The sequence below is a fragment of the Enterobacter kobei genome (assembly GCF_001729765.1).
GTDB classification, from domain to species: domain Bacteria; phylum Pseudomonadota; class Gammaproteobacteria; order Enterobacterales; family Enterobacteriaceae; genus Enterobacter; species Enterobacter kobei.
In genome coordinates, this window is the sequence record NZ_CP017181.1 from 1,814,557 (window position 1) to 1,840,888 (window position 26,332).

The 26,332-nt window shown below is 50.3% G+C and carries 26 protein-coding genes and 1 pseudogene; 10 read left to right on the top strand and 17 right to left on the bottom strand.

Annotated elements, in window-relative coordinates; translation table 11 throughout:
- Positions 1-35 precede the first annotated feature (35 nt).
- Together nagK and cobB are read left to right on the top strand one after the other, a co-directional pair.
- Positions 36-947, top strand: coding sequence for an N-acetylglucosamine kinase (gene nagK, locus BFV64_RS08685; protein WP_045282230.1), 912 nt, complete (start codon positions 36-38; stop codon positions 945-947).
- A 14-nt stretch (positions 948-961) separates the two neighbouring features.
- Complete coding sequence (cobB, locus tag BFV64_RS08690) at positions 962-1,783, top strand: Sir2 family NAD+-dependent deacetylase (RefSeq protein ID WP_014883409.1); 822 nt, start codon at positions 962-964, stop codon at positions 1,781-1,783.
- A 45-nt stretch (positions 1,784-1,828) separates the two neighbouring features.
- Here the strand turns inward: cobB and BFV64_RS08695 are convergent, their stop codons facing one another.
- Positions 1,829-3,760, bottom strand: coding sequence for a methyl-accepting chemotaxis protein (locus BFV64_RS08695; RefSeq protein WP_045282229.1), 1,932 nt, complete (start codon positions 3,758-3,760; stop codon positions 1,829-1,831).
- Positions 3,761-3,997: 237 nt separating this feature from the next.
- Here BFV64_RS08695 and BFV64_RS08700 point away from each other — a divergent pair, with 237 nt between their 5' ends.
- Positions 3,998-5,227 (top strand): EAL and HDOD domain-containing protein, encoded by a 1,230-nt coding sequence (locus tag BFV64_RS08700; RefSeq protein WP_045282228.1) that lies wholly within the window; start codon positions 3,998-4,000, stop codon positions 5,225-5,227.
- Between the two features lie 47 nt (positions 5,228-5,274).
- On the opposite strand, the gene potD is transcribed toward BFV64_RS08700, so the two are convergent.
- From potD to potA, 4 genes are read right to left on the bottom strand one after another with little or no spacing between them, the layout of a single operon-like run.
- On the bottom strand, positions 5,275-6,309 hold the full coding sequence (gene potD / locus BFV64_RS08705; RefSeq protein WP_069601921.1) for a spermidine/putrescine ABC transporter substrate-binding protein PotD: 1,035 nt from the start codon (positions 6,307-6,309) through the stop codon (positions 5,275-5,277).
- A complete protein-coding gene (gene potC, locus BFV64_RS08710) occupies positions 6,306-7,097 on the bottom strand; it encodes a spermidine/putrescine ABC transporter permease PotC (RefSeq protein WP_014883413.1) in 792 nt (263 codons plus the stop codon). The genes potD and potC overlap by 4 nt, the downstream gene beginning before the upstream one ends.
- The gene (potB, locus tag BFV64_RS08715; protein WP_069601922.1) at positions 7,094-7,951 is read right to left on the bottom strand and encodes a spermidine/putrescine ABC transporter permease PotB; all 858 of its coding nucleotides are present in this window, start codon (positions 7,949-7,951) and stop codon (positions 7,094-7,096) included. Before potB ends, potC begins: the two co-directional genes overlap by 4 nt.
- Positions 7,935-9,083 carry a spermidine/putrescine ABC transporter ATP-binding protein PotA gene (gene potA, locus BFV64_RS08720; RefSeq protein WP_176602112.1) on the bottom strand — a complete coding sequence of 383 codons (1,149 nt, stop codon included), beginning with the start codon at positions 9,081-9,083 and terminating at the stop codon, positions 7,935-7,937. The genes potB and potA overlap by 17 nt, the downstream gene beginning before the upstream one ends.
- A 237-nt stretch (positions 9,084-9,320) precedes the next feature.
- Between potA and pepT the strand changes: the two are divergent.
- A pseudogene (gene pepT, locus BFV64_RS08730) lies at positions 9,321-10,544 on the top strand (peptidase T).
- Between the two features lie 89 nt (positions 10,545-10,633).
- Here pepT and BFV64_RS08735 read toward each other — a convergent pair.
- From BFV64_RS08735 to BFV64_RS08775, 10 genes are all read right to left on the bottom strand, one after another.
- Positions 10,634-11,755 carry a ribosomal protein uL16 3-hydroxylase gene (locus BFV64_RS08735; RefSeq protein ID WP_014883418.1) on the bottom strand — a complete coding sequence of 374 codons (1,122 nt, stop codon included), beginning with the start codon at positions 11,753-11,755 and terminating at the stop codon, positions 10,634-10,636.
- Positions 11,756-11,846: 91 nt separating this feature from the next.
- Positions 11,847-13,310: a two-component system sensor histidine kinase PhoQ gene (phoQ, locus tag BFV64_RS08740; RefSeq protein ID WP_069601923.1), complete on the bottom strand. Its 1,464-nt coding sequence runs from the start codon at positions 13,308-13,310 to the stop codon at positions 11,847-11,849.
- Positions 13,311-13,982 (bottom strand): two-component system response regulator PhoP, encoded by a 672-nt coding sequence (gene phoP / locus BFV64_RS08745; RefSeq protein ID WP_014883420.1) that lies wholly within the window; start codon positions 13,980-13,982, stop codon positions 13,311-13,313. It lies immediately after the preceding gene.
- A gap of 73 nt (positions 13,983-14,055) precedes the next feature.
- A complete protein-coding gene (locus tag BFV64_RS08750; protein ID WP_069601924.1) occupies positions 14,056-15,342 on the bottom strand; it encodes a site-specific integrase in 1,287 nt (428 codons plus the stop codon).
- Positions 15,342-15,557 carry an excisionase family protein gene (gene xisR, locus BFV64_RS08755; protein ID WP_023343778.1) on the bottom strand — a complete coding sequence of 72 codons (216 nt, stop codon included), beginning with the start codon at positions 15,555-15,557 and terminating at the stop codon, positions 15,342-15,344. The genes BFV64_RS08750 and xisR overlap by 1 nt, the downstream gene beginning before the upstream one ends.
- Positions 15,558-15,618: 61 nt before the next feature.
- A complete protein-coding gene (locus BFV64_RS08760) occupies positions 15,619-15,858 on the bottom strand; it encodes a DUF4060 family protein (protein ID WP_069601925.1) in 240 nt (79 codons plus the stop codon).
- Entirely contained in the window at positions 15,845-17,749 is a 1,905-nt protein-coding gene (locus tag BFV64_RS08765; protein WP_069601926.1) for a RecE-related exodeoxyribonuclease, read from the bottom strand. Before BFV64_RS08765 ends, BFV64_RS08760 begins: the two co-directional genes overlap by 14 nt.
- Positions 17,750-17,970: 221 nt before the next feature.
- Positions 17,971-18,243, bottom strand: coding sequence for a hypothetical protein (locus tag BFV64_RS08770; protein WP_047625949.1), 273 nt, complete (start codon positions 18,241-18,243; stop codon positions 17,971-17,973).
- A 67-nt stretch (positions 18,244-18,310) separates the two neighbouring features.
- Complete coding sequence (locus BFV64_RS25285; RefSeq protein WP_131774834.1) at positions 18,311-18,496, bottom strand: hypothetical protein; 186 nt, start codon at positions 18,494-18,496, stop codon at positions 18,311-18,313.
- A gap of 328 nt (positions 18,497-18,824) precedes the next feature.
- Positions 18,825-19,244, bottom strand: coding sequence for a helix-turn-helix domain-containing protein (locus BFV64_RS08775; RefSeq protein WP_047625950.1), 420 nt, complete (start codon positions 19,242-19,244; stop codon positions 18,825-18,827).
- A gap of 77 nt (positions 19,245-19,321) precedes the next feature.
- Between BFV64_RS08775 and BFV64_RS08780 the strand changes: the two genes are divergently transcribed.
- Genes BFV64_RS08780 through BFV64_RS08800 form a run of 5 tightly spaced genes read left to right on the top strand, consistent with a single transcriptional unit; the run spans position 19,322 to position 22,346 of the window.
- On the top strand, positions 19,322-19,534 hold the full coding sequence (locus tag BFV64_RS08780; RefSeq protein WP_044865494.1) for a Cro/CI family transcriptional regulator: 213 nt from the start codon (positions 19,322-19,324) through the stop codon (positions 19,532-19,534).
- On the top strand, positions 19,534-19,986 hold the full coding sequence (locus BFV64_RS08785) for a toxin YdaT family protein (RefSeq protein WP_058648178.1): 453 nt from the start codon (positions 19,534-19,536) through the stop codon (positions 19,984-19,986). The genes BFV64_RS08780 and BFV64_RS08785 overlap by 1 nt, the downstream gene beginning before the upstream one ends.
- A 22-nt stretch (positions 19,987-20,008) precedes the next feature.
- Entirely contained in the window at positions 20,009-20,926 is a 918-nt protein-coding gene (locus tag BFV64_RS08790) for a helix-turn-helix domain-containing protein (protein WP_072203033.1), read from the top strand.
- A gap of 2 nt (positions 20,927-20,928) precedes the next feature.
- Entirely contained in the window at positions 20,929-21,669 is a 741-nt protein-coding gene (locus tag BFV64_RS08795; RefSeq protein ID WP_069601927.1) for an ATP-binding protein, read from the top strand.
- 17 nt (positions 21,670-21,686) lie between these two features.
- Positions 21,687-22,346: a DUF1627 domain-containing protein gene (locus BFV64_RS08800; RefSeq protein WP_069601928.1), complete on the top strand. Its 660-nt coding sequence runs from the start codon at positions 21,687-21,689 to the stop codon at positions 22,344-22,346.
- Positions 22,347-22,617: 271 nt separating this feature from the next.
- Here BFV64_RS08800 and BFV64_RS08805 read toward each other — a convergent pair whose 3' ends face one another.
- The gene (locus BFV64_RS08805) at positions 22,618-24,339 is read right to left on the bottom strand and encodes an AIPR family protein (RefSeq protein WP_069601929.1); all 1,722 of its coding nucleotides are present in this window, start codon (positions 24,337-24,339) and stop codon (positions 22,618-22,620) included.
- A gap of 187 nt (positions 24,340-24,526) precedes the next feature.
- The gene (locus BFV64_RS08810; RefSeq protein WP_069601930.1) at positions 24,527-25,195 is read right to left on the bottom strand and encodes an epoxyqueuosine reductase QueH; all 669 of its coding nucleotides are present in this window, start codon (positions 25,193-25,195) and stop codon (positions 24,527-24,529) included.
- A gap of 860 nt (positions 25,196-26,055) precedes the next feature.
- On the opposite strand from BFV64_RS08810, the gene BFV64_RS08820 reads away from it, so the two are divergent.
- The gene (locus tag BFV64_RS08820; RefSeq protein WP_069601931.1) at positions 26,056-26,274 is read left to right on the top strand and encodes a hypothetical protein; all 219 of its coding nucleotides are present in this window, start codon (positions 26,056-26,058) and stop codon (positions 26,272-26,274) included.
- The last annotated feature ends 58 nt before the right edge of the window (positions 26,275-26,332 follow it).

Consider the following 26,332-nt stretch of genomic DNA (forward strand, 5'->3'; position numbering starts at 1 on the left):
GCTTTTGGGCCGCCAGGTCAAAAGAGGAATGCACTATGTATTATGGATTTGATATTGGCGGCACCAAGATTGCGCTCGGCGTATTTGATAAAGACCTCAGGCTGCAGTGGGAAACGCGCGTTCCCACGCCGCGCGAGAGTTACGACGAATTTTTAACCGCCATTGCCACGCTGGTGGCGCAAGCAGATGAACGCTTTGGCGTCAAAGGCAGCGTCGGCATTGGTATTCCGGGCATGCCCGAAACCGACGACGGCACGCTGTATGCCGCCAACGTACCTGCTGCAAGCGGCAAACCGCTGCGCGCCGATCTCGCTGCCCGCCTTGAACGCGACGTGCGTTTAGATAACGATGCCAACTGTTTTGCGCTCTCTGAAGCCTGGGATGATGAATTCCGTCAGTATCCATTGGTCATGGGACTGATCCTCGGCACGGGCGTCGGCGGAGGGATCGTGATCAACGGTAAGCCCATCACCGGGCGTAGCTATATCACCGGTGAGTTCGGCCATATCCGCTTGCCGGTGGATGCCCTGGACGTTGTCGGGCGTGAGTTTCCGCTGACCCGCTGCGGCTGCGGCCAGCACGGCTGTATTGAGAACTACCTCTCCGGCCGCGGGTTTGCATGGCTTTACGAACACTTCTATCATCAGAAACTTGAGGCCCCTCAAATCATTACCTTGTGGGAGCAAGGGGATGCGCAGGCGCGTGAGCACGTTGAGCGCTATCTGGATCTGCTGGCGGTATGTCTGGGAAATATTCTCACTATCGTCGACCCGGATCTGCTGGTGATTGGGGGAGGGTTGTCAAACTTCACTGCGATTACGGAACAGTTGTCCGGGCGTTTGCCCCGACATTTATTGCCGGTTGCACGCGTGCCGCGTATTGAACGTGCGCGACACGGGGACGCAGGAGGCATGCGCGGAGCCGCATTCCTTCATCTCACCGATTAGTTTACGAGGTTTCTATGCTGTCGCGTCGCCAGGGTCGACTCAGCCGTTTTCGCAAAAACAAACGCCGCTTACGTGAGCGCTTGCGTCAGCGGATCTTTTTCAGAGACAGAATGATGCCAGAAGCGATGGATAAACCCAGAGTGGTGGTGCTGACCGGGGCGGGGATCTCCGCTGAGTCAGGAATTCGAACCTTCCGCGCGGCGGACGGACTGTGGGAAGAACACCGCGTGGAGGATGTCGCCACGCCGGAAGGTTTTGCCCGCGATCCGGATCTCGTGCAGGCGTTTTACAACGCCCGCCGTCGCCAGCTGCAGCAGCCTGAGATTGCGCCCAATCCGGCGCATCTGGCGCTGGCGAAGCTGGAAGAGGCGCTGGGGGATCGTTTCCTGCTGGTGACGCAGAATATCGACAACCTGCATGAGCGAGCCGGTAACAAAAACATCATCCACATGCACGGTGAGTTGCTCAAAGTTCGCTGTGCCTGGAGCGGCCAGGTGCTGGACTGGAAAGAGGACGTGCTGCCAGAAGACAAATGTCACTGCTGTCAGTTCCCCGCACGCCTGCGCCCGCACGTGGTGTGGTTCGGCGAGATGCCCCTGGGGATGGATGATATTTACAGCGCGCTGGCGATGGCAGACGTGTTTATCGCCATTGGTACATCCGGCCATGTTTACCCGGCGGCGGGGTTTGTTCACGAAGCGCGACTGCACGGCGCCCATACGGTTGAGCTCAATCTGGAGCCAAGCCAGGTGGGCAGCGAGTTTGAAGAGAAACACTACGGTCTGGCAAGCGCGGTCGTCCCGGAATTTGTCGACAAGCTGCTGAAAGGGCTTTAGCGGCAATGGTGTAAAAAGGCACCCGTCCTGCGGGTGCCTGACGATTTACGAATGAAAGAACGCCAGCGTCTTCTCCAGCGATTTAGCCTGCTCGTCCAGTGAGAGCGCCGCGGCTGAGATCTGCTGCACCAGAGAGGCGTTCTGCTGGGTTGTGCTGTCCATCTGATTCACGGCGGTGCTGACCTGGCTAATCCCCCGATTTTGCTCGTCCAGCGCCTGAACGATATCGTTGATCACCAGATGCACATGCGACACCGCCTCGATAACCTGTTTCATCATCACGCCGGTTTCATTGACCAGCTCAACGCCTTTGTTGACGCGGCCAGACGATTCGGCAATGAGCTGAGAAATCTCTTTTGCTGCGTTAGCGCTCCGCTGGGCCAGGTTACGGACTTCACCGGCCACCACCGCAAAACCGCGTCCCTGCTCACCCGCCCGTGCGGCTTCTACGGCAGCGTTTAGCGCCAGGATATTGGTCTGGAAGGCAATGCCATCGACAATGCTGTTGATCTCACCGATCTTACGCGCGCTGTCATCAATCTCGCCGATCACCGTGACAACGTCGTTCACCAGCGTTTCGCCATGTCCGGCGAGGCTGGCGGCGCGGTCGGTCAGCGTGGTCGCTTTGTGCGCATTGTCGGCATTATTCTTCACCGTGGCCGAAATCTCTTCCATGCTGGCCGCGGTTTCCACAATCGCTGCTGCCTGCTCCTCGGTTCGCGAGGCAAGGTCAAGGTTACCTGCCGAAATCTCGCTGGTGCCACCCCGCACGGAATGGCTGGCATCGCTGATGTTGTCGACGATGCGTTTGAGCTGCATCTGCATGGTGTGCAGGGCGTAAAAAATACTGCGAGTATCTCCCGCGCGCACCGGAATTGTATTGTTCAGCTCCCCGCGGGCGACGGCCAGGGCAATTCCGGCGGCGTCAGAAGGTTCGCCACCCACCGGTCGGTCAACTTTACGCGTAAAGATTTGCGCCATGACCAGGCTCACCACTACGATACTGAGCACCATAAGGACAATGGCTTTCAGCAAAAATGCACGCGCCTCGGCCATCACCTCACTGACCGGAGTGACGATGGCCAGCTTCCACGGCGTCTGGCTGTTACCAATTGCAATATCCTGCCAGGTAATAAATGCCTCCTCATTCAGCAGTGGATCGTTTTCCCGGATGACATCATGGCCCGTTATCTTCCCCGCGTAAGGCTTTCCGGTGGCCTGTTTGTCCGGGCTGAATACCACTTTATTTTCCGCTGAGAGGAGCAGGGCATAGCCAGTCCCGTTCCACGGTTTTATTGCCCCAGTCATGGCTTGCAGCGTGGCGAGTGAAAAGTCAGAGGTGACCGATCCCAGAAACTTACCGTCAGCCATAATGGGGGCGGCAATGGAGGTAAGCATGACGTCTACGCCATTGTAGGGGTAGATATAGGGTTCGATGATCACCTCTTTTTGCCGTTGCTTCGGCAGCAGGTAATAATCGCCGCTGCCGGGTGTTTCCAGGTCCGTCAGCAGGTGCAGTGCGGGTTTGCCAGAGGCATCGCGGTCGACATAGCGGGCATAGCGTCCGGCAGGATCCTCTCCGCTCTGTCCGGCAAAGGCGGCATCCTGATGGTCAAACGCGTTGGGCTCAAAAGCCATCGACATGGAGAGAAACTGCGGGTGGGCCGCAAGATAATGGATCAGCAGTTGGTTGAGACTTTGGCGATCGGAGATGCCCGCATCCCGCAGCGCCAGGGCACTGTTGCCCATATCCCTGGCGGCAGCCAGCGCGGAATCCATCTCCTTACTGACCTGCAAAGACTGCACCTCAGCAATCTGGCGGATATGTTTTTTGGCCAGACTGTCCTGCTGCGCCATCCACTGCCACATCATAAAACCAATCGTGGCGGTAAAGCCCACCGTCACGGTGAGAAAAATGGACAATAGCATTAACGTTTTGACGCTCATTTTTGATCTTCGGACCTTGGCGTTTTGCATTCTTATCTCCCGTAATCGTGTGCGTGTCGGTCAGGCACATATTACTTATCGGATATATCACTCTCTTTCTGTAGAGTACCGGGAGTATTTAATTTAAATTCTGAGAATATAAACCCTGTTAATTAGTGTGGATGCTTTTATTTTGTGCATTCAATCAAAATAGTGCTCGATAATGCTCGTTATCGTCGTGTAGAAAGAGGATGCTAATAAATATTAAGTGGTAGAGGAGGATGGGATATGTACGGATTTATCGCCAGACAACCCATTTTTAACCCGGAGATGAAGACGGTCGCCTATGAACTGCTCTTCAGAGAGGGAATGACAAACCGTTTTCCGGATGTCTCGGCGGAATATGCGACATCCAGAATGATATCAGATCAGTTTTTATGTGTACCCGCGCAACGGATCGCCGGGGAGCACACGTCGTTTATTAATTTTCCCTCCCGGATGGTCATCGACCGGAGCGGAGAAGCGCTCGATAAAGAGAGCGTGGTCATTGAGATACTGGAAGATGCGGTTCCGGGGGCTGAGCTGTTGCAGGCCGTCAGAGAGATGAATGCGCACGGCTACCACTTCGCGCTCGATGATTTCACCCTCGCTCCGGAATGGGATGCGTTTTTACCTTATATTTCGGTTCTGAAATTCGATATCAGAAATTATACCTTAGCGCAAATTAAACAGTATCTGGCATCGCGTAAGAACGAGACCGCACATATAAAATATCTCGCTGAAAAAATTGAGACTAAAGAGGAATTTATTCGATTCAGAGATGAAGGATTTTCTCTGTTTCAGGGTTATTTTTTCTGCCGTCCGGAGATGATTAAATATAAACGTTTATCGCAAAATCAGCTTGCGATTTTCCGCCTGCAAATGGAAATCGGACGTAATAAACCTGATTATCGCATTATCGAATCGCTGATAAAAAGTGATCTCACCCTCTCCTGGAAAATTATGCGCTACATGAAGCACACGGCATTTAAACATGTTGGTGCCTGTAATTTCAGCAAGTTAACCCTAAGTGAGGTACTCCGCTATCTTGGGGAGAATCAGCTGAGACGGTTCGTTGCCGTCGTGGTCCTGGCGAGTGCGGACAATGACACCGTCAGCGAGCTTTATCCGTTGAGCATGATGCGTGGTAAATTCTGCGAATTGATCGCAGAGGCGATAAACGAACCGACGCTGGCTGAAAATGCTTTTCTGTGCGGCCTGTTCTCGCTGCTGGATACTCTCCTTGAACTGCCGATGACCGAGTTGATGAAGCAGATTGCGGTGCCGCAGAGCGTGAGCAACGCACTGTGCCATCAGGAGGGGCAGCTAGCTGATATGATCGCACTCTGTCGTTACTACGAGCAGCAGCAGTGGGAGGAGGCGACAAGACTGAGTCGCGCACTGGGGCTGTCGGATGATGATGTGGTCGAGGCGATGAGAAGGGCGACGATTTGGGCTGGCGAGAATGCGGCCAGTTAATGCTTCCTCACGCCGTTAGCACGGCGTGAGGAATAGCGCGATGCCGTTTATCGGCCCGCTTTTAGTTTCTGGTAATACTCTTCGTAGAGGCGGCTGGCGTCACCAACGTCGTTCTGCCATTCCCCTTTGCTGATGGTGTCGGCATCCGGATAGAGTGACTTATCGTTAGCCACTTCAGGCTTCAGCAGCTTGCGTGCCGCGAGGTTCGGTGTCGGGTAGCCAATCGTTTCGGCAACCTGCTTCGCCACGTCCGGGCGCAGCAGGAAGTTAATCAGCTTCAGCGCACCCTCCACGTTTTTGGCATTGGCAGGGATCGCGAGGCTATCCATCCAGAAGATCCCGCCTTCTTTCGGCCACACTACCTCCAGCGGCGTACCGGCCCAACGGGCAACATACGCGGAGCCGTTCCACACCATGCCCAGATTCACTTCGCCTTCCATATACGGGTTTGCCGGGTTATCAGAGTTAAATGCCGCAACGTTAGGCATCAGCTTTTTCAGCTCGTTATAGGCCGCTTCAATATCTTTTGGGTCCGTCGTATTGCCGGAGTAGCCGAGCTTACGCAGCGCTACCTGGAACACTTCGCGCGCGTCGTCGGTTAACAGCAGGCTGCCTTTGTATTCCGGTTTCCACAGATCGGCCCAGCTTGTAACGGTTTTCGGATCGATAGCCTCGCTGTTGACACCAATTGCGGTTGCGCCCCAGATGTAAGGAATGGAGTAGTCGTTATTCGGGTCAAACGGCTTGTTGAGCATCTCCGGATCGAGATTGTTGAAGTGAGTGAGCTTCGTTTTATCGATCTTCTGAATCATGCCCTCTTTGCGCATTTTGTCGACAAAGTAGGTAGACGGCACCACCAGATCATATGCGCCGTCTTTGTAGGTTTTGAGCTTGGCATACATGGTTTCATTCGACTCGTAGGTCGAGTAGATGACCTTGATGCCCGTCTCTTTCGTAAACTGTTCCAGCAGGCCCGGTGGCACATACTCGGTCCAGTTATAGAAGTAGAGCGTTTTACCGTCATCAGCGTGCGCGGCACCCATGCCAAGTACCAGTGCCGCAGCGGCGAGCATTTTTTTCATTTCATTGTCCCCTGAGATTTTGTTTTATCACGAGCAATAATCTGGCTGGCAATCACCAGAACCAGCGAAAACACCAACAGAATGGTCGCCAGCGCGTTCACTTCAGGTGAGACGCCGACTTTGACCATCGAATAGATCTTCAGTGGCAGGATTTCGTAACTCGGCCCGGTCACGAACGAAGAAACAACCACGTCATCCATCGACAGCGTAAAGCTGAGTAGCCATCCTGCGGCTACCGCGGGCATCGCCAGCGGCAGAATGATTTTGCGCAGGATGGTCATCTCGCTGGCCCCCAGATCTTTCGCCGCCTCAAGCATACGCACGTCAAACCCTTTCAGACGTGCAAAGACGGTAACCACCACAAACGGAAGGCAGAAGGTGATGTGGGAAAACAGCAGCGACCAGAAGCCAAGCTGAATGCCCAGCAGCATAAACAGCACCAGCAGCGAAATCGCCATCACGATATCCGGCGACATCATTACCACAAACAGCATGCCGCTGACGAACGGCTTACCGCGAAAGCGATAGCGATACAATGCCACCGCGGTGAGGGAACCGATCAGCGTGGCGAAGGTGGCGGAGAAAATCGCCATCGTCAGCGAGTGCTGAGCGGCCTGCAGCAGACTGTCATTATTCATCAGCAGGCTGTACCAGTTGGTGGTAAAGCCCTGCCAGTTGATGCCGAAGCGTGAACTGTTAAACGAATTCACGATCAAAATGATAATCGGAATATAAAGGTAAGCGTAAATGGCGGTCATAAAACCGCCGCGAAGCAGTCGACCGATCATTCGAGTTCCACCTTTTTATTCAGCAATCGTGAGGCCCGCCAGTAGACCAGCAGCATCAGCCCCATTACCACCGTCAGCGTAATGCTGGTCGCGGATCCGAACGGCCAGTCGCGGATGTTCAGGAACTGGCTCTTGATCACGTTACCAATCAGCAGGTTTTTTGCTCCGCCCATGAGATCTGACACGTAGAACAGCCCCATTGCCGGGAGCATCACCAGCAGACAACCGGCGATAATGCCGGGCATGGTCAGTGGAATGATAATGCGGATAAAGGTTTGCAGCTTGTTAGCACCCAGATCTTTTGCCGCTTCCAGCAGCGGTTTATCGAGCTTCTCGATGCTGGAGTAGAGCGGCATCACCATAAACGGCAGCAGAATATAGACAAGGCCAATAATCACCGCACCCGGAGTAAACATGATGCGTACAGGGGTATCAATCACCCCCAGCCACAGCAGAAACGCGTTGAGGTAGCCTTTGGTGCTCAGGAAGATTTTTAACCCGTAGATGCGAATCAGCGAATTGGTCCAGAACGGCACAATCAACAGAAACAGCAAAAGCGGGCGCACCTTTTGTGGCAGCCCGGCCAGGAACCATGCGAAAGGATACCCCAGTAGCAGGCAGGTGACGGTAGCAATCAGCGCCATATTCAGCGAGTGCAGAAGCACGTCAAAATAGAGCGGGTCGAGCAGGCGCGCGTAGTTATCCAGCGTAAAGACCAGCTTAACGAAGTGGGCATCGTCGCGTGTCAGAAAGCTGGTGGCGATGATCATCAGGTTGGGTAAAAAGACAAATAACACAAGCCAACCGAGGATAGTGGTAATCACCACCTTCTGGAATTTACTTGTGTTCTTCATCAGCCAGTACAACCTCCCAGCTTTCTACCCAGTTGATAACCATTTTCTGGTCGAGAGAGTGGTCGAAGTCAGGATCGTCCTCGTTAAAGAATTCGCTGACCATCACCATTTTGCCATTTTCCAGTTCGACGACGGACTCCAGCGTCATCCCTTTGTAATTGCGCTCGCGGATATAGCCGATAAGCCCTTCGGCTTCGGTATTACCGTGAATTTCATCGACACGCAGATCTTCAGGACGCAGCAGGACGTTGAGTTTTTGTCCCTTCTCGACGGCGAAGTTCACGGTGATATTGCATTCACGTCCTTCCACGTTCGCGCGCACGCGCCGATCGTCCAGACGTTCAATCACCGTGGCATTAAAGATATTGATTTCGCCAATGAAGCTGGCGACAAACAGGTTTTTCGGCTCTTCGTAAATTTCACGCGGCGTGCCGTCCTGCTCTATTTTGCCATCGCGCATTACCACAATACGGTCTGACATGGTCAGCGCCTCTTCCTGGTCGTGGGTGACGAAGACAAAGGTGATGCCAAGCTTGCGCTGTAGCGCCTTCAGCTCGTTCTGCATCTGCTTGCGCAGTTTGTAGTCCAGCGCGGAAAGCGACTCATCTAACAGAAGCAGGCGCGGTTTATTGACCACGGCACGGGCAATGGCCACGCGCTGCTGCTGACCGCCGGAGAGCTGGTGGGGTTTTCGCTGAGCAAACTCGTCCAGCTGCACCATCCGCAGGGCTTCCGTGACGCGCGGGGGGATCTCGCTGGCCGGCGTTTTTTGCATCCGCAGGCCAAACGCCACGTTCTCAAACACGGTCATGTGCGGGAACAGGGCATAGCTCTGAAAGACGGTATTGACGTGGCGATCTTCGGCAGGAACCTGGGTTATGTCCTGGTTCTCAAGATGGATGTGGCCATTATCGACGCTTTCCAGCCCGGCGATAAGGCGCAGTACGGTTGTCTTGCCGCAGCCGGAGGGGCCAAGCAGCGTAAGAAACTCGCCGTCATTGATGGTCAGATTGAGGTCGGAAATGACATCTTTGCCATCAAAACTTTTACGAATTCGTTCAAGTTGCACCAGCGGTGAACGAGAACGGGGTTGTGTATTCAATTTTTGCACTGTCCCATATAGACGCCTCAGGCAGCAGGCCGAAGCGGGGTTTGTGTGTAACCACCTTGGTGACTCGTAATGAGGGCGGACATTCTACGGCAAACCTCGGGAATCGCCAATCCTTGTCACTGATTCATAAGCTACATTTACTAACGCAGAACGATATAAACGGAAAATATTCTCGTTTGCGGGATAAAAGTGACCTGACGCAATATTTGCGTTTTGATGCTTATTGATAATGTTGTCACAAAAAGTGAGGGTGACTGCATGGATAAATTACTTGAGCGTTTTTTACAGTACGTTTCGCTGGATACCCAATCTAAACCGGGTGTCCGCCAGGTGCCAAGCACCGAAGGCCAGTGGAAGTTATTAAACCTGCTTAAAGAGCAGCTCGACGCCATGGGGCTGGTTAACGTCACGTTAAGCGAAAAGGGCACTGTGATGGGGACGCTGCCGGCGAATGTCCCGGGTGATATCCCGGCGATTGGCTTTATCTCCCATGTCGACACCTCTCCGGATTTTAGCGGTAAACATGTGAACCCGCAGATTGTTGAAAACTACCGCGGCGGTGATATTGCGCTGGGCATTGGCGACGAAGTGCTCTCTCCCGTGATGTTCCCGGTCCTGCACCAGCTGCTCGGTCAGACGCTCATCACCACCGACGGGAAAACGCTGTTGGGCGCAGATGATAAGGCGGGGATCGCGGAGATCATGACGGCGCTGGCGGTGCTGAAAGGCAAAAACATTCCGCACGGGGATATCCGGGTTGCTTTCACGCCGGACGAAGAGGTGGGGAAAGGCGCGAAACATTTCGATGTGGAGGCTTTTAACGCGCAGTGAGCCTACACCGTCGATGGCGGTGGCGTGGGCGAGCTGGAGTATGAAAACTTTAACGCCGCTTCGGTGACCATTAAAATTGTCGGGAACAACGTTCACCCCGGTTCAGCCAAAGGGGTGATGGTGAATGCGCTGTCGCTGGCGTCGCGTATTCATGCTGAAGTCCCCGCGCAAGAGAGCCCGGAGATGACAGACGGATATGAAGGTTTCTATCACCTGACCAGCATTAAGGGCACCGTGGATAGCGCCCAGATGCACTACATCGTGCGCGATTTTGACCGTAAAGCCTTTGAAGCGCGCAAGCGTAAGATGATGGAAATCGCCAAAAAGGTAGGCAAAGGGCTGCATCCTGACTGCTACATTGAACTCATCATCGAAGACAGCTATTACAATATGCGTGAGAAGGTGATGGCGCATCCGCACATAATTGATATCGCCCGGCAGGCAATGCGCGACTGCGATATTGAACCGATCTTAAAACCGATTCGTGGCGGTACCGACGGTTCGCAGCTGTCATTTATGGGATTGCCGTGCCCGAACCTGTTTACCGGTGGCTACAACTACCACGGCAAGCATGAGTTTGTGACGCTGGAAGGAATGGAAAAAGCGGTGAAGGTGATTGTGCGGATTGCGGAGTTGACCGCGAAGCGGTGAGACATTGCCCGGTGGCGCTGCGCTTACCGGGCCTACGATCGGAATGTAGGCCGGGTAAGGCGAAGCCGCCACCCGGCACATCTCAAGACTCAATCCTCAAAAAACCAATACCCGCTGTTAACCAGCGCGGCCAGCATGGCGAGGAATGAGGGATCTTCCAGCGCATCGCCAAAGGTTTCAGCAGTCAGAACCATATGGCTGGCAATCGCTTCCAGTGCAGGACGGTGCGGGGAATCCAGCTTCTCGCCATTGACGAAGACCTCTTCACCGATGCGTAGCACGCGCAACCCGCCCAGACGAACCAGCTTGTCGCCCTGCTGAAGGGCATCATAAATCTCGTCAGCCTGATAAGGCGGCTCCGGAGGCGCCACGTCCAGCTCGTGGCGGGACTGGCTAATAAACTCGCCAAACCACTGTCTGAAATGTTCCGGCTCGTTGATCAGATCCAGCATCATACCGCGCAGCTTGTCCAGCTCTGCTGGCAGAATATCTGCCGGATGCTCGCGCGCAGGCACATCCGGATCGCTGTAGCGATAGCTGCCCAGCTCGCGTTGCAGAACATAGTCGGCAAAGCCGCTGATCATCTCGCGACCGCTTGGTGCGCGGAACCCAACCGAGTAGTTGAGCGAGTTTTCCAGGGAGTAACCCTCATGCGGGAACCCAGGCGGAATGTAGAGAATATCGCCTGGCTCCAGCTCTTCATCAATAATCCCTTCAAACGGATCCACCTGAAGCAGGTCCGGATGCGGACAGTGCTGTTTCATCGGCACTTTCTCGCCCACGCGCCAGCGGCGGCGACCCGTACCCTGAATAATAAACACGTCGTACTGGTCCAGGTGCGGACCCACGCCGCCACCCGGAACGGAGAAGGAGATCATCAGATCGTCCATCCGCCAGTCGGGCAGGGCGCGGAACGGGCGCATTAGCGCGGCAGTGGGTTCGTGCCAGTGGTTGACGGCCTGCACCAGCAGCGACCAGTTGTTTTCACCGAGATGATCATAGCTTTCGAAAGGACCGTGACTGACCTGCCATTTCCCGTCCTGGTGACTGACCAGGCGGCTGTCGACTTCGTTTTCCATGGCCAGACCGGCCAGTTCGTCAGGCGAGATAGGGTCGACAAAGTTGCTGAACCCACGTTTCAGAACCACCGGGCGTTTTTGCCAGTAACGTTCAATAAACTCGGGCCAGTTAAGCGTTAAGTGATAATCCATATTTTTTTATTCCGCAGGTTCTTACTGACACGGATTATAACGGAAGCTCAGCCCCCCGGCTGCGAGATCCTCGCATTTTTCACATAACGGGTTAACTATCGTTCGATGTGGGCTGCTGGCGACCAAAAATCACTTCCATTCTGGCGCCGCCCAGCAAACTTTCGCTGGTTTCAATTTTTCCATCGTACTGGTCGACAATTTCACGTGCGACGGCTAACCCCACCCCCTGGCCAGGGCGCAGCGTATCGGCGCGCTGGCCGCGATCGAACACCACATCACGTTTATTGCGCGGGATCCCCGGGCCATCATCTTCAACGATAATATGTAACTCGTTATCCGTCTGACGCGCAGACACTTCCACAAACTCCAGGCAGTATTTACAGGCGTTATCCAGCAGGTTGCCCATGACTTCCATGAAGTCATTCTTTTCGCCGACGAAGCTTATCTCAGGCGAGATATCGAGGCTGATGTTCACCCCTTTACGCTGGTACACCTTGTTGAGGGCGGACGTAAGATTATCCAGCAGCGGTGCCACCGGGTGCAGCTCGCGGCTCAGAAGCGCGCTGCCGGAACGCATACTGGCGCGGTGCAGGTAATAGCCAATTTGCTGTGAGATTCGACTGATCTGCTCCAGCATCACCGGCTCGGCATCATCAACGCTCAGCTTTGAACTGCGCATTGAACGCAGGGTACTTTGCATCACGGCCAGCGGTGTTTTCAGGCTGTGAGTGAGGTCAGTCAGGGTTGTACGGTACTTATCATAGCGTTCGCGTTCACTTTTCAGCAGGCGATTGAGATTACGTACCAGACTTGTCAGCTCACGGGTGGTTTCCGGATTGAGTTTTTCGCGATGGTGTTCCTCAAGCTCGCGCACCTCTCGCGCCAGGGATTCAATGGGGCGCAAGCTCCACCACGCCGCCACCCAAAGCAGCGGGATTACCAGCAGCAGGTTAGCGGCCAGAACATAAACGAACCAGCTCCAGACCCTGTAGGAGCGCTTGAGCTCGACAGGAATGGTGTCGATCACCACAATGGTCAACTGCGGCATGTTCATCGTCGCCGGGTAGATATTAATCGCCACGGAGTGCGTCATCTCCGTTTCGGCATCATCCTCGCGGATTTCATTGAGTTTCTGCTGCATAGAGCGATCTTCGCGAATCAGCGAGCTGGTGGTGTTAAGATCGGCTTCTATCTCATGAAAACCATTGGTTTTAAGCCACTCCGGACGAATGCTTTTAACCAGCCATGGGATATCTCTTTGCGCCCACAGCAACTTCCCTTTTTCGTTGTAAATCAGAGCTAAAGTAGGGCTCTGTTGATTCAGGTTCTCGGGCATTTCAACGCTGATACGGTTGTTTTCCCATTTCGCCAGAGTGTAAAACAGATTACTTTCGCCACGTAACAGTCGAAAAGTTGTTTTATCGAAGCTGACGCTGTAACCCACCAGGGCGACCATACCGTAGGAGAGCGACAGCACCAGCACCACTGCGGCCGTTGCCAGCAAAAAACGAACCCGCAGTGAGAGGGGCAGAATATGGCGCAAAATCTGTTTCATTTAGCGTAATTCAAACAGGTAGCCCTGGCCGCGGACCGTCGTGATCACATCCTGCGGGTACTGCGCCTGAATTTTCTTACGCAAACGCCCCATCAGCACATCAATAGTATGGCTCTCGCGCAGCTCCGCGTCCGGGTAGAGCTGGAGCATTAAGGAGTCTTTGCTCACAACCTTGCCACTGTTACGGATCAGCGTTTCCATGATGGTGTATTCGAATGCGGTCAGCTTGATCACTTCATTGTTAATCGAGAGCTCGCGTCGGGAGAGATCCACCTGGAAAGGCGGGATGGAGATAACCTGTGAAGCCAGCCCGCTGTTGCGGCGTAATAGCGCCTGCATTCGCGCAGCCACTTCTTCAATATGGAACGGCTTGGTGACGTAATCGTCCGCACCGGCGCTGAGCACTTCAACTTTGTCCTGCCAGCCTTCGCGGGCGGTCAGAACCAGCACCGGGAGAGAAACATCATGGCTGCGCCAGCGACGAATTAACGACAGACCGTCTTCATCAGGCAAGCCTAAATCGACAATGGCGATATCCGGCAGATGTTCATTGAGATAATAATCGGCTTCTTTTGCATCTTCAGCATCGTCCACCTGATGTCCCATCTCCTGAAGCTGAACCTTCAGGTGGTGGCGTAGCAATGCGTTATCCTCAACAACCAGTACGCGCATCATCTTTTCTCCCAGAATATGTAGTACGAATAGTTTAACGCTGATTATGGAGTTTGGAACCAGCGTCATGAAATTAAATGACTTTTTTAATGCTACCAATGCCTTGGGGGCGTCTTGGGGGCATTGCAGTCGGCATCTGATTGTTCAGCATGTTGACCTGATCCTGGTTCATATCTCCGATCCACTTCGAATAAACCTCGTACACCATACGCGCATCCTCATGGCCCATCTGGCTGGCGATAAAGGAAGGGTTAGCACCGGCCATTAGCGTCCAGCAGGCGTATGTGTGTCGGGACTGATAGGGATTTCTTTCACGTATCCCGGATAGTTTAGTGCCCCGGTTCCACCCATACGAAATCGAGTTCTTCGAAAAATATCGGTTCTTGCCTGACGTGCACCTCTCAGGAGAAAAAACGAAACGTAGATTTTGCGTTTCGGTTTTGCCAAGTTCCCGATGATGGAAGATGATTTGCTGCCTGGGACTATTGCCGGTAATTTCGTACTGCTCCTTCAACGCATCAAGGGCAGGCTTCAGCAGAGTGATCGTTCTTATCCCAGCATCAGTTTTAGGCGGCACAAACAACCCTTTATTCGTCAGGTTTCTGGATACGTGAATTTCACCTTTCTTCAGGTCAATATCCTCCCATGCCAGAGCACAAACCTCACCTGGCCTCATTCCTGTATGGACAGACACAATAATGATTAAAACCCACTTGCGAGGGAGGAGAGCAATTAACGCATGATACTCATGAAGTAAAAGCGGATCAGGATCTGCCTTTGATAGCTTGAGCCTCGATACTCCCTCATAAGGAGCGTGTAATATAAACTGGCTTCTGTTCGCAAGCTTCAGCATTTCTGATAAAACAGCCATCTGTTTATTGACTGTTGAAGGCGCGCGACCTTTTTTGCTCCGATTGGGCATCGAAGGATTAACAACCTCCCCAGTCAGTAGCTCTTTGCGGTAATTCAGAACATCAGCATGCTGAATATCAACCAGACGAGTGTTCTCGCCCACAACACGCTTAAGGGTATTAACCACAGAGACAATGGAATGCAATGTAGCTTCTGAGACCTCCAGCGCCTTAGTATCTATAAAAAATTCACATAGATCGTTGAACGTGCCGATTCGTTTAGTTGATGAGAATTTTTTAAGAGCCTTTGATTCAGGGAAGCGCGCCGCGTAATCGAACTGGCCGAACTGGATCTCACTCACGATGACGGCGCGAAGGTTTCCCGCCTTCTTGATGTTGCTGCTGTTAACCACCCAGCCACGGAGAACTTCGCGGCAGCGAATGCCGCGATAGGTAAACGTGATCCTGATTTTTCCGTTATGAAGCTCAACGCCAGTTGGAAAGTTCATCATGCTTCCTGAATAAATCTATTAATCAGCGGAAAGTTGTACCAGACCAAAGCGCGTTTGCTTTCTCCACCGGGTACCGCGGGTACTCGCTTAAAATGAACCCCTTCAATCCAGCTTCCGAGGCGATAAGCTTTTATTTGCCTGTCATCCAGCCCCGTTTTCTCAGTTAGCCTTCCCGCCACCATCCACTCTTCATCAAAAATGATTTGCGCCATGCTTAACTCCATGACGCCGCCACGATACCGCAGCGGCAGATAGTAAATTGATTGTCAAAAATCACCGACCAAGCCCGGGGAGGCATTGCAGATGTCTGGCTCTGGTCATTGCCGTGGCCACATAGCTTCGTGGCCTGTTAACAACCTCGACCGTAATTTTTCTCCCTTGGATCTTGATGGTGTAAAAAGTCTGTTTGTCGCTGCGGCCATGCTCGCCATATTTCTCAAAATGGCATTTAAGTGCGGCGGCGCATGCTGGCCCGCCGATACGGTCCCCCTTGCTACGGTTAATCAGACGCACAGGAGTCTTCCAGATGGTTGATCACGCTACGGGCAAGGCCGGATGCCATAGCCGGTAATTCCTCGTACTGATTGCAATATGCCGGGTTGGAACATAAGCCCTGCAGCGCTGCGATCGTTAGCTGTTGCAGGTATGAGGGTGACGTCCACCGATCGTGTTCCTCAGGTTCTGGTGCAGCCGCCTTTTGAGGTTTTGCTTTGACAGCTGGTGGAGCGAGCACTACCGGTTTCGGTACTTCAGGGCGCCGGTATTCCACAATCGCATCAAGCGCTATTTTCTGACGAACGCTGATATCGTCAGACCACTGTTCAAGAATCGTAGTAGCAACGTCTTGTACTTCTTCATCACTGAAATAAGGCGACAGAGAGAATTCAGTTGTGGTGATATCTGCAATCAGTAACGGGAAAATATGCTCGATGTCTTTACCCGTGGTGGCGGTGAGAGTTTCGATATCATCCTGGTCACCAATGTTTGTGCGCCCGGACATCAGCTCGTTTAATGCATGGGCGATTTCAATCTCGCGATCATTAAGCGCGGGAGGCACTTCCTGTTTTTCGACTTCATTTGAGGAGGTGGTGTTTATCAGGGCATCAACTGAGAAGACTCCGCCGCCCAGATTCTCCACCCGCGGCTGATCACCAACCTGCTTTTCAGGTGTGGGGGCCTGAGCGAATGCCTCGTTGAGTTCTTTGTCGAGTTGCGCTGCTTTTCCAGGGCAAACTGATGGTGGCAAAGTTTCGCCAGATACAGTCGGTTTGGCTTCATCATTTTCGATTTCCTCAGGGTTAGCGCGCGGTTTTGGGCGGCAAGCCTTATCAACCGTTTTCTGATCAGGGTGCGCGTGGTCAGATTCAACCAACTCGCGATTGATGTACTCACGCAAGGCGACGGGATCCATCCAGAGGTCTTCCTGAGCAGATTTAATCAGGGCGATAATGGCTGCGCGAGAATAGTCCAGAATGCCTGGGGTGCCGCGCAGCTTTTTCCACCAGGCTGTGAAGCGGGTGTCCTGCTCAGCTTCGGCCATGGCCTTAGCGGGAATGAAAAACTTGTTTGGAATTGAGTAAATATCGATTTCGTCGAAGGTACTTAGAATCGCAACAGCAACCTCTATCTTGAGCGTAGAGAGGTTGTGTACCAGATCCGGGCTTCGGTCTGTCTTATTTCCCCCGCCCAAAGTGGAGCCAGTGTCTGTGAGGTTTTCTTCGGTGGTAGTACGAACAGTTTGAGGACGCTTATCTATCGGGGTATCGATCCATTTAGCGATCTGCTTTTTGATATCCGGCCACTGTGCAGAATCTTTTGTGTTCTCAAGTACCCATGCGAGCAGCTGCTCCTGCCGTTCCGGCGCCAGCGCCAGCGCGCGGGTCTCTTTCGCCAGTGCCTCTGCCAGTTCTCGGGTAAAGCTACCAGCATCATCGTTAATCAGGTCTACGATCTGGCCGTACTGCGCCGTAGTGATTCCAGGGACCGGTCCGAACAGTGCCAGACAAGCTGCTCGCGATGCCAGATCGAGCTGCGCAACGGTTTTAATTTCTTCCTGTGCCTTGTTGTCCTCCCAGTCTGCTTTTTCATCGGTTTCTGGCTGTGGCGCCGCAGCTGGCTCACCTGCGTTCACATTCCATATAGCAACGGTATCGAAAAATTCAGGTGAGAAAACATCAAGCTCAGGGCAGGGTAAACCTTCTCGGTGTTCCCAGATTTTCACTTTGAAGAAATCATCAATGTGTTCCGGGTGTTCAGCTGCCAGCTTGCCAAAAATAACGGCTTCAGCTATAGCTTTTGTGGTCGCATTAACAGCAGTGGCAAGGGGTTTTAAATCCGGATATTTTTTTAATGCTTTATCTTTAGGGAAATAAGCACCGCCGAAAACTTTTAATTCAATAGACATGATTACCTCTATAATTTTAGGAGAATGAACTTTAGCGATGTTGTTTTCGAATAACGCGCTTTACATTTTTTAACGCGTTACGCCTTTCTCTATTTTCATTGCATTGCTCACATAAATAAATCGTGCGCTTAAAGGGGTATATGTCTGTTTTCCTTTCGTGCATTTTCGATTTTTTATATTCGTGGCAGCAAACAGCGCAATGACAAATGGTGTCATCCATATCAGTTCAGATATTGGCGTTTGTGGTCGTAATAGGACATGTAACAGGCGTTCTGTGCTTCTGCAAAATTAACAGCCAGCAAGCTAATATGCTTAACTGCGCAAACTGGGCAATGAAATTCACCGAGCACGTAGCCACCGTCAAGCACGACGGTTACAGGACCTGATGAAGGCAAATGAACTACACCTGAAATGGTACCGTTAATATTGAAGGTGGCAATTTCTTTATTTACGATAACAAGATTCAGCTCAACGGTTGTAACGCTCACTTTCATTTTTAACTCCTTGACTCAGGATGTGAGAATCCCTGCCGTTTAAGGCATAGGTTTTAAATTGAGAAAATTAAATTGCTTTTAAACTATTACGCCATTCCTGGTGAGGTTGGCGATGCACAACGAAATTTCTGTATTTCCGTAATACTTTCCAGGCGGCATGGCAGCCAGCAACATCACGAAGAAATACTGAAGTGACGAGTTTTCCCTGTGCCCAGGCAATTTGTTGTTCCGGTGTTAATTGTGTCTTATCCATATATGAACACTCCACTGGCTTACGCCACATTCAAGAAACTGCCTGGACGAACTCGGAAAAGCTCAGTGCTTCTTCACCCTCCGCCAGACTGTTGAAATACTCTTCGTATGCTTTTTCCATCTCGAACCCCTGTTTGCTGCTTTGCTTGGCTAATCACCCTTATCGCCGGGTAGGCGGAACGTTTACTGATTACTGCTGTTAAGTTTTGATAACGAATATTGTTATTTAAACCTAACAAAACGTCAAGGGTGAATTTCGCAAAACCTAACAACAGGATCGTGAAAAACACAAAAAGGCCGCTATTGAAGCGGCCTGGCGTGAAGAAAAATTATTTGATATCGAGGTTTTTGAGGATCTGCAGGATTTCTTCTTTGCTTTTGGTTTTTATCAGGTCGTTGAACGTTTCATCGTAGTCTTTGACCTTGTCCCGCAAATTGATGATGTGTTGTTCTTTCTCAGCGTTGGGGAGTTTTTCAAACAGTTCCAGAAGCTGAATCTGTTGCGGTGAAAGCATCCGATGCGATTCTGCTGGGGCTGGTTCGTATCCGTCATCGCCTTTAATGATCCAGCCAGGTTCAACGCCAAGAGCCGCAGCTAACTTGAAGAGATTATCGCCCCTTGGAGAGGTTTCATCACGTTCCCACTGAGAGATTGTGACATGAGCAACCCCAGCCTGTTTGCCTAGGCTGCGCTGGGTATATTTCAAAGCAGAGCGCCGCTCTTTTATACGCTGACCGATCGTTTTCATAGTTCGGAAATCCTAACGCGCATTGACTCTTGTTTCCTTAACATATAAAGTTAGGAAAACTTACCAAGGAGGACAAAATGAAAACCGAAGATGTAATCAAACACTTTGGGAAAAAAGCCAACGTGGCGAGGGCTCTCAACATCGCTCGATCCTCTGTGAGTGAGTGGGGGGAGTTAGTACCTGAACGACGCGCCGCTCGACTGGAAAAATTAACGGGTGGTGCATTGAAGTACGACTCAGTTTTGTATGAGCACAAGATTAACCTCAATGCCCCTAAGGAGTCTGACTGATGGAAATCAAAAAGCTGGCATGCGAGCTGGAGTCCTGGGCGCAGGAAAAGGGCTGGAAGACGGTCACGCAGCTGATAACCCCGCATCACTTTGGCGATCTGCTTCAGTCACTTGATGACGTATCGGATCCGGACGAGTACGCGCGCCGTTTGCACAACAACAAGCAGATTATTCAACGTGCTTTCCGCAACGATACGCCTAACTACCTGAAACAGGCAGAAGCGCTGAGCTATGCCATCCGTACCGCCATTGATAACGAACTGGCGCAGAAGGACTGCATGCACTACCGGGCGGCCAGGGTTAACAAAGAGTGTATCGAAGCCACCAATGCGGTCTTCACCGGCAAGCCGCAACCGATAATCCGGCGAGAGACCTTGGAAGCCATCGACGCGCTGGCGCAGCTGGTCGGCGTCAAAGTGAAGCTTGTTTCGACTTGTTCGAACGCAGTCTAGTTCAGTTGTATCGAGGTGTTCTATGAGCATGGAACTGATGGTTCAGGCGATGAAGGTCAAAGTAGGAAACCCGCTGCGCAAGCTGGTTCTCCTCAAGTTGGCTGATAACGCCAGCGACCAGGGCGAGTGCTGGCCGAGTTATCAGCATATAGCTGATCAGTGCGAGATCAGCCGTCGTTCAGTCATGAATCATGTTGCCGCACTTTGCGAGTCTGGACTGATGCGAAAAGAGACAAGATCGGGACCGAAAGGCAATGGCAGCAATTTCTACCGGCTAACCCTGAGCGGTGCAAACCCCAGTGCGAAGTTAGTGAATGAGATTCACCAGGGTAGTGAAGCAAATTCACCAGGGGGTAGTGCAGGAGATTCACCAGATGGTGCACCACATTCACCAGGGGGTAGTGAAGGAGATTCACCCAGAATCAGTCACTCTTTTGAACCAGTCAAAGAACCTTTAAATCCTTCTTGCCCGGACGCTTCGCTATCGGACGGAAAAATGACAAATGCTGAATTTTTGAAACGTCATCCGGAGGCTGTGGTTTGTAGCTCAGCGAAACGCCAGTGGGGCAGCCAGGAAGATTTAACCTGTGCGGAATGGATCTGGAAGCGCGTGCTGAAACTTTACGAGGAAGCCGCGACCTATGACGGCGAAGTGGTTCGTCCAAAAGAGCCGAACTGGACGGCCTGGGCAAATGATGTCCGACTGATGCGAACGCTTGATGGTCGAACTCACAAACAGATTTGCGAAATGTTTAAGCGAGTTCAAAGCAATACCTTCTGGGTGCGCCAGGTTAAATCTCCGGCCAAACTCCGCGAAAAATGGGATGACCTGGTTATCCGCTTAGCTTCACCGGGGGCAGGGCAGTATCAGGCTGGTGGACGGGACATCAACCAGATTTCCCGTCCGGACAACTCCGTTCCGCCAGGATTCAGGGGGTAAGCATGCAAAACGCAGGTTCGGTTCTCGAGCGCCTTCGCCGTGTGATTCCGGCAGGTGTTGAACCAAAATTCAAAAGCGCCGCAGAGCTGATGGCCTGGCAACGGGAGGAAGGGCAAAAGCGCGCCGCTGAAGTGGACAAAATTAACAAACAGGCGCGGGCAGAGAAAATTTTCGGGCGGTCCGGGATCCAAAATCTGCACCGCAGTTGCAGCTTTGCGAATTACAAGGTGAACAGCGACGAACAGCGTCACGCGTTGAGTATGGCAAAAAGCTATGCACAGAATTTTGGGATCGGCTTTGCCAGTTTCGTTTTTGCTGGGAAGCCCGGCACCGGTAAAAACCACCTTTCGGCGGCCATCGGCAATTACCTGCTGAAGCAGGGGAGAACGGTTCTTATCGTGACTGTGCCCGATCTTACTCTGCGGGCCCGTGCCTGCTATGACGAAGGACAGTCTGAGGCCGCGCTGCTGGATGACCTCTGCAAAGTGGATTTGCTGGTGCTTGATGAAGTCGGCATTCAGCGGGACAGTCGCGGCGAGAAAGTTTTATTGAACCAGATTATCGATCGCCGGCTTGCGGCCATGCGACCAGTGGGGGTTCTGACCAACCTTAACTACGACGCGCTGGTTGAGACTCTGGGGGCAAGGGTGATTGATCGCTTGCGCATGGATAACGGCATTTGGGTGAATTTTGACTGGGAGAGCTATCGCGGAAACGTTAGCGACCTGAGATCTGTTAAGTGAATTTTGAGGATAAAATTATGGAAACTATTTTAGACGCACTGAAAGCAATGGGCAAAGCTACTTACCGTGAGGTTGCAGCGCGCCTGGATATCGAGCCTGTGGAAGCGCTGAACATGCTGCGCGAACAGAAAGAGCAGGGTTTATGTGATTTCTTCGATGGAGCCTGGTCAGTCGGTACCGCAAAAGAACAGGCAAAGCAGCGAGCTGTCGCGCCAGTGAATAATGCACCACGCCTGAAAGGTGAGGAACCGGCTCCTGTTGCTGCTGATATGATCCGCCGACTGCTCCGAGATAATAGCGCAATGACCACAGCGGCGTTGGCTGGCGCAGTTCAGCGTAACGCTCGCGGAATGGTCTCAGTGATGCTGGCATTTGAGCGTCAGGGGGTTGTCGTCAAGAACGGGCAGGGGAAGGGTGTAACATGGTCTCTTCCTGAAACCGAACCTGTTGCAACTGATACGGCTAGGTATGCAAAGCCAGGAAAAACGACCGAAGAAATCATCCAAACCATACCTGCATTTACTGCAAGACCAAATGATCTAATTGTCCCGTCGCCCCGATTTATCTCAGCAGAAATCCGTCGTACAAAGGCAAAGCTGACAAATCTAAAACGACTTCAGGATGCCGTTCGCCAGTTGCGCCGCCATAAAAATCTACTGGAGTTACTGACCGATTAATAAAAAAGATAATAAAGATTTTTAGTAAGAAAGAGCATTTGAATCACAAACTTAACCTTATAATAAATGTTGGTGTTCATCAAAATATGTTAAATGATAATTTTATTATATAACTTATAATAGTAGAAAATAATACCAATGAAATAACTTACCTAATTCTCGCCAGATTGTGCCTACGAATCAATTATCCTTACATTAATGGAGATGAAATAAGCCCTCTATTGGAGAGGGCTTAACACTTAAGGTAAATAGTTTTATATTAATTTTTTTATTATAGGGACATAACCTCTTTCACTTTACCTTGATTTTCGAAAAAGCGAGGCATGTGGCTTGTTGCATAATTATCATCTATATGAGATTTTATTTTCTTGAAGGTCTCGAAGATAAATGGTTTCAGGTCTGGGATGCTATCATTATGAATAACTGAGTTTTTCTCAATTAATTTTCGATATTTATTCATAACTAAAGAAATGAAAATGTACTTACCATGAATAACAATCTTTTCGTCGCGCTTTGTTTTTCTGTTTTTTTCCATGGAGCTAAGTACTTCATTCGCGGAGCGATAAATGTTTACCGTATTGATTAACATTACACAATGAACACTAGGATTAAACACCGCCTTATATAGTGGGCTAGTTATAGATTCAAAAAAACGTCCTCTATTTGATTTCAATAACGCCATATATCGAGGTGAGTTTAAATTGCAAACCAATGCAGAAAGTGCATCTTCTATTGTTATGATATTAACACTAGGGGATTTAATTGAATCTTGCTCACTTCTCTTGATTTCATAAACATATGGCTCTTCAAAAGAGAAAGACCTCTTCAACTCTATCTGGAACGGGTCCTTTGAGATGAAATCTCTAGCTGTAACTTTATTCTGGCTGTTGTTAGCTATGGTTATTGAAAGAGCGATATCTAATCCTCTACCATCTTCATTGCCATAGTCTTCAACTTTGATAAAACGGCAAGGCAATTTTACTTCAGCCAACTGATCTAAGGTGACTTCATTAGCCAAATAGGCTTTGCCAATAGTGCTAATAGTTTGAGCACCGTTAATTACATTCACATTAACTAAGTCAAATCCACCGCTCTCTCGCCTTGCTTTACCATTTCTCATTTTTGGAGTAATAGAATTAACTAATATAGTTACTCCATTATTAAAATAGTAGAACATTTCGGGACTGTCTATCAGTGTTTTCTTTATACCTTGGTTTACATCGGATAATTCACCTAATCCTCCTCGAATATTGTCTTCTAAAAGTAGATCGCCATAGGTTGCCCACCAACTAGCGACCTGATCACCAGTAATCAACCCATGAACAGCTTTCAAAGGTTCTTCTGTTACTCCATATTGAAAAATCTCAACATCAGATATATCAATATTTCCAAGAGATCTTCTACTCAAATAGTCTTTTATTTTACTTAAAGGTAGGGTCTGAATATCAATATAATCACCATCAAGATCAAAGTTAAACTCTTCCTTTCGTTGTATAATTTGTCTTTGAACATCCTCTGATAATTCATCTCTTCCACTATAAGCAAAAACAAAAAAGTATTTGTAGGAATTGTCATAGGCAATTTCTAGTGATTCTGAGAATCTTTTAAATCTTTCGTTGAAGAGATTATATTCCTCCATCAGTACATCTCTGCATGATGTTAAATAATCCGCCATATCTTGTCTGGATATTGAGCCGTTTCCAGATTGGTCAAATTTCGACTGGACTATAGTTACTTGTTTTTTATCGTGATTGACATAAACAGCATCTATACATCTATCATCGCTGCCATCGCATACTGAATCAGAACAAACATCCTCACTTAGTTCTGGATTTAATACATTTATAGCTAATGCGGCTATTGCTCTTGAGACTTTGACTACCTCTTTTGATTCTTCACTTCCACCTACATTATCCATATTTATGAATTCACCATATCTGGATAGTAATCTTTTCTTTATACCTGAAATGGTTATTTCTCTTACTCCAGCCATGGCTCAAATCCTCTTACATTGAAGGTATGTGTAAAAAATTATCATATAATCAAGTGATAGATAATTATACGGCAGAATGTGACCGTTGTGTCTATCCTAGAATTGGTAGATTTAAACCCATACTTTAACATGTTAGTTATTATGTAATCTACATAAGTAGATGTTTTTTAACTTGATATGCTTGGCCTTAAGGATCTTCATCCATGTTACCGTAGAAGAGCTTTCCAATCTTGATAAGTGGTCTGCCTTGAGATTTACGATGCTGGTTGGTGTCACGAAGAGAGTACACACAGCCACAATATTCTTGCTGGTAGAACTGCTCCCGTTTACTGATCTCAATCATGCGCGCGGAGCCACCTTGTTTGCGCCAGTTGTAGTCCCAGTAAACCATTCCCGGATAGTGCGCAGCAGCTCTTTGCCCACAATCATTGATTTGCTGCATGTTCTTCCATCTTGAGATCCCCAGCGAACTACTGATAACACTAAACCCATTTTCAGCGGCGTAGAGGGCGGTCCGTTCGAAACGCATATCGAAGCACATTGTGCAGCGGATACCGCGCTCTGGCTCCCATTCCATCCCCTTAGCTCGTTCAAACCAGTTATCAGTGTCGTAGTCAGCGTCAACAAAGGGTACGCCGTGTTTCTCAGCAAAACGAATGTTCTCCTCCTTACGAATGAGATATTCCTTCTGCGGATGAATATTCGGATTGTAGAAGAATACGGTGTATTCGATACCTGATGCCTGAATAGCTTCCATAACCTCACCTGAGCAGGGAGCACAACATGAGTGCAGCAATAACTTGTTGGCACCGCCCGGGAGTTCAAGTTGGGGTCTTTCAGTTTTAGTGGTCATCATTAGCACTTATTTTTGAAGATAAAATACCTGCTGCAATAGTAGCATTGAAAGGGCGGTAGAAAAAAATGCATGTCACTCAGTATGTGAAGAAACCTATCTAGTTATTGCTGTTGGATATGGAGTGCAGAAAAGGCACTTCTTGCGCATCTTCGATGGTTAGAGCCCTGCTAAGCGTCTTACTGACCCAGGTCTATGTATCGCGTTAAGATGATGATATTTCTGATGATACATAAATCCTCCTGTCTGATTTCTTTTTAAACAGTTAGTTTTCCCTATTGGCATTTCGTGCGGTTATGACGTTGATCAAACTTATGCATCGGTGTACTGTATAAATATACAGTTATCGTGCGAGGGGGAGAAATCATGGATTTTCCATCACCAGCAGCAGATTACACAGAGCAGTCACTCAGTATTACCATCATCTGTGGCTATGACGCCAATTGCCGCACACTAGAAACGTCGGCTGGTTATGCGATCGTTAACGTTGCCAAATAACCTTCCGTGGGTGACTCGGTACTGATTTCCTTCTGCGGAAAAATGGACATTGTGACAGTTCAGGGAAAAGCACTCATCACACAGGAGGGAGAGGCCATTGAAGGTGATTCACTGGACGATGCGAAGGTAATCGGGGTTGTCACATTCCTTCTGAACCGTGTTTCAGTGACTGATAACTTACCGGTTATTTAGGAAGCCTGGTCTGTTCCCTGGTGTTTGAATGCCGATCGGTTAGACAGAACAATTAAACGAAATTGCTCTTTCTAACCTATTAGACGTCTGGTTAGCGGAACCATTAATGAAATCAGCATGCAGGGAGAAAAGGACCGCCCCCGCAAGGGGAAATCCATTTTAGGGATGTGCCCATGAAATTGAATGAATTTGCCGCCGGTCTCACCAAAGACGGACTGCTTGTTTTATGTCTTAACGATGGTGAAATCACCGATTACCTGGTGACCAGTAATGCCTTGCGCACACTGATTCGCCGGGAAGGTGATAGGCTTTCATCCCAGGTTCTGGGTGATGAAGACCGGGTTGTAAACCTAAACTCCTTGCGAGAGGACCTTAAGGTTCTCAAGCCGTAAGTGTTGATTTATAATAATCAAACGGGCTGAACACCCTCTGATTACTGCGCCAGCCTGA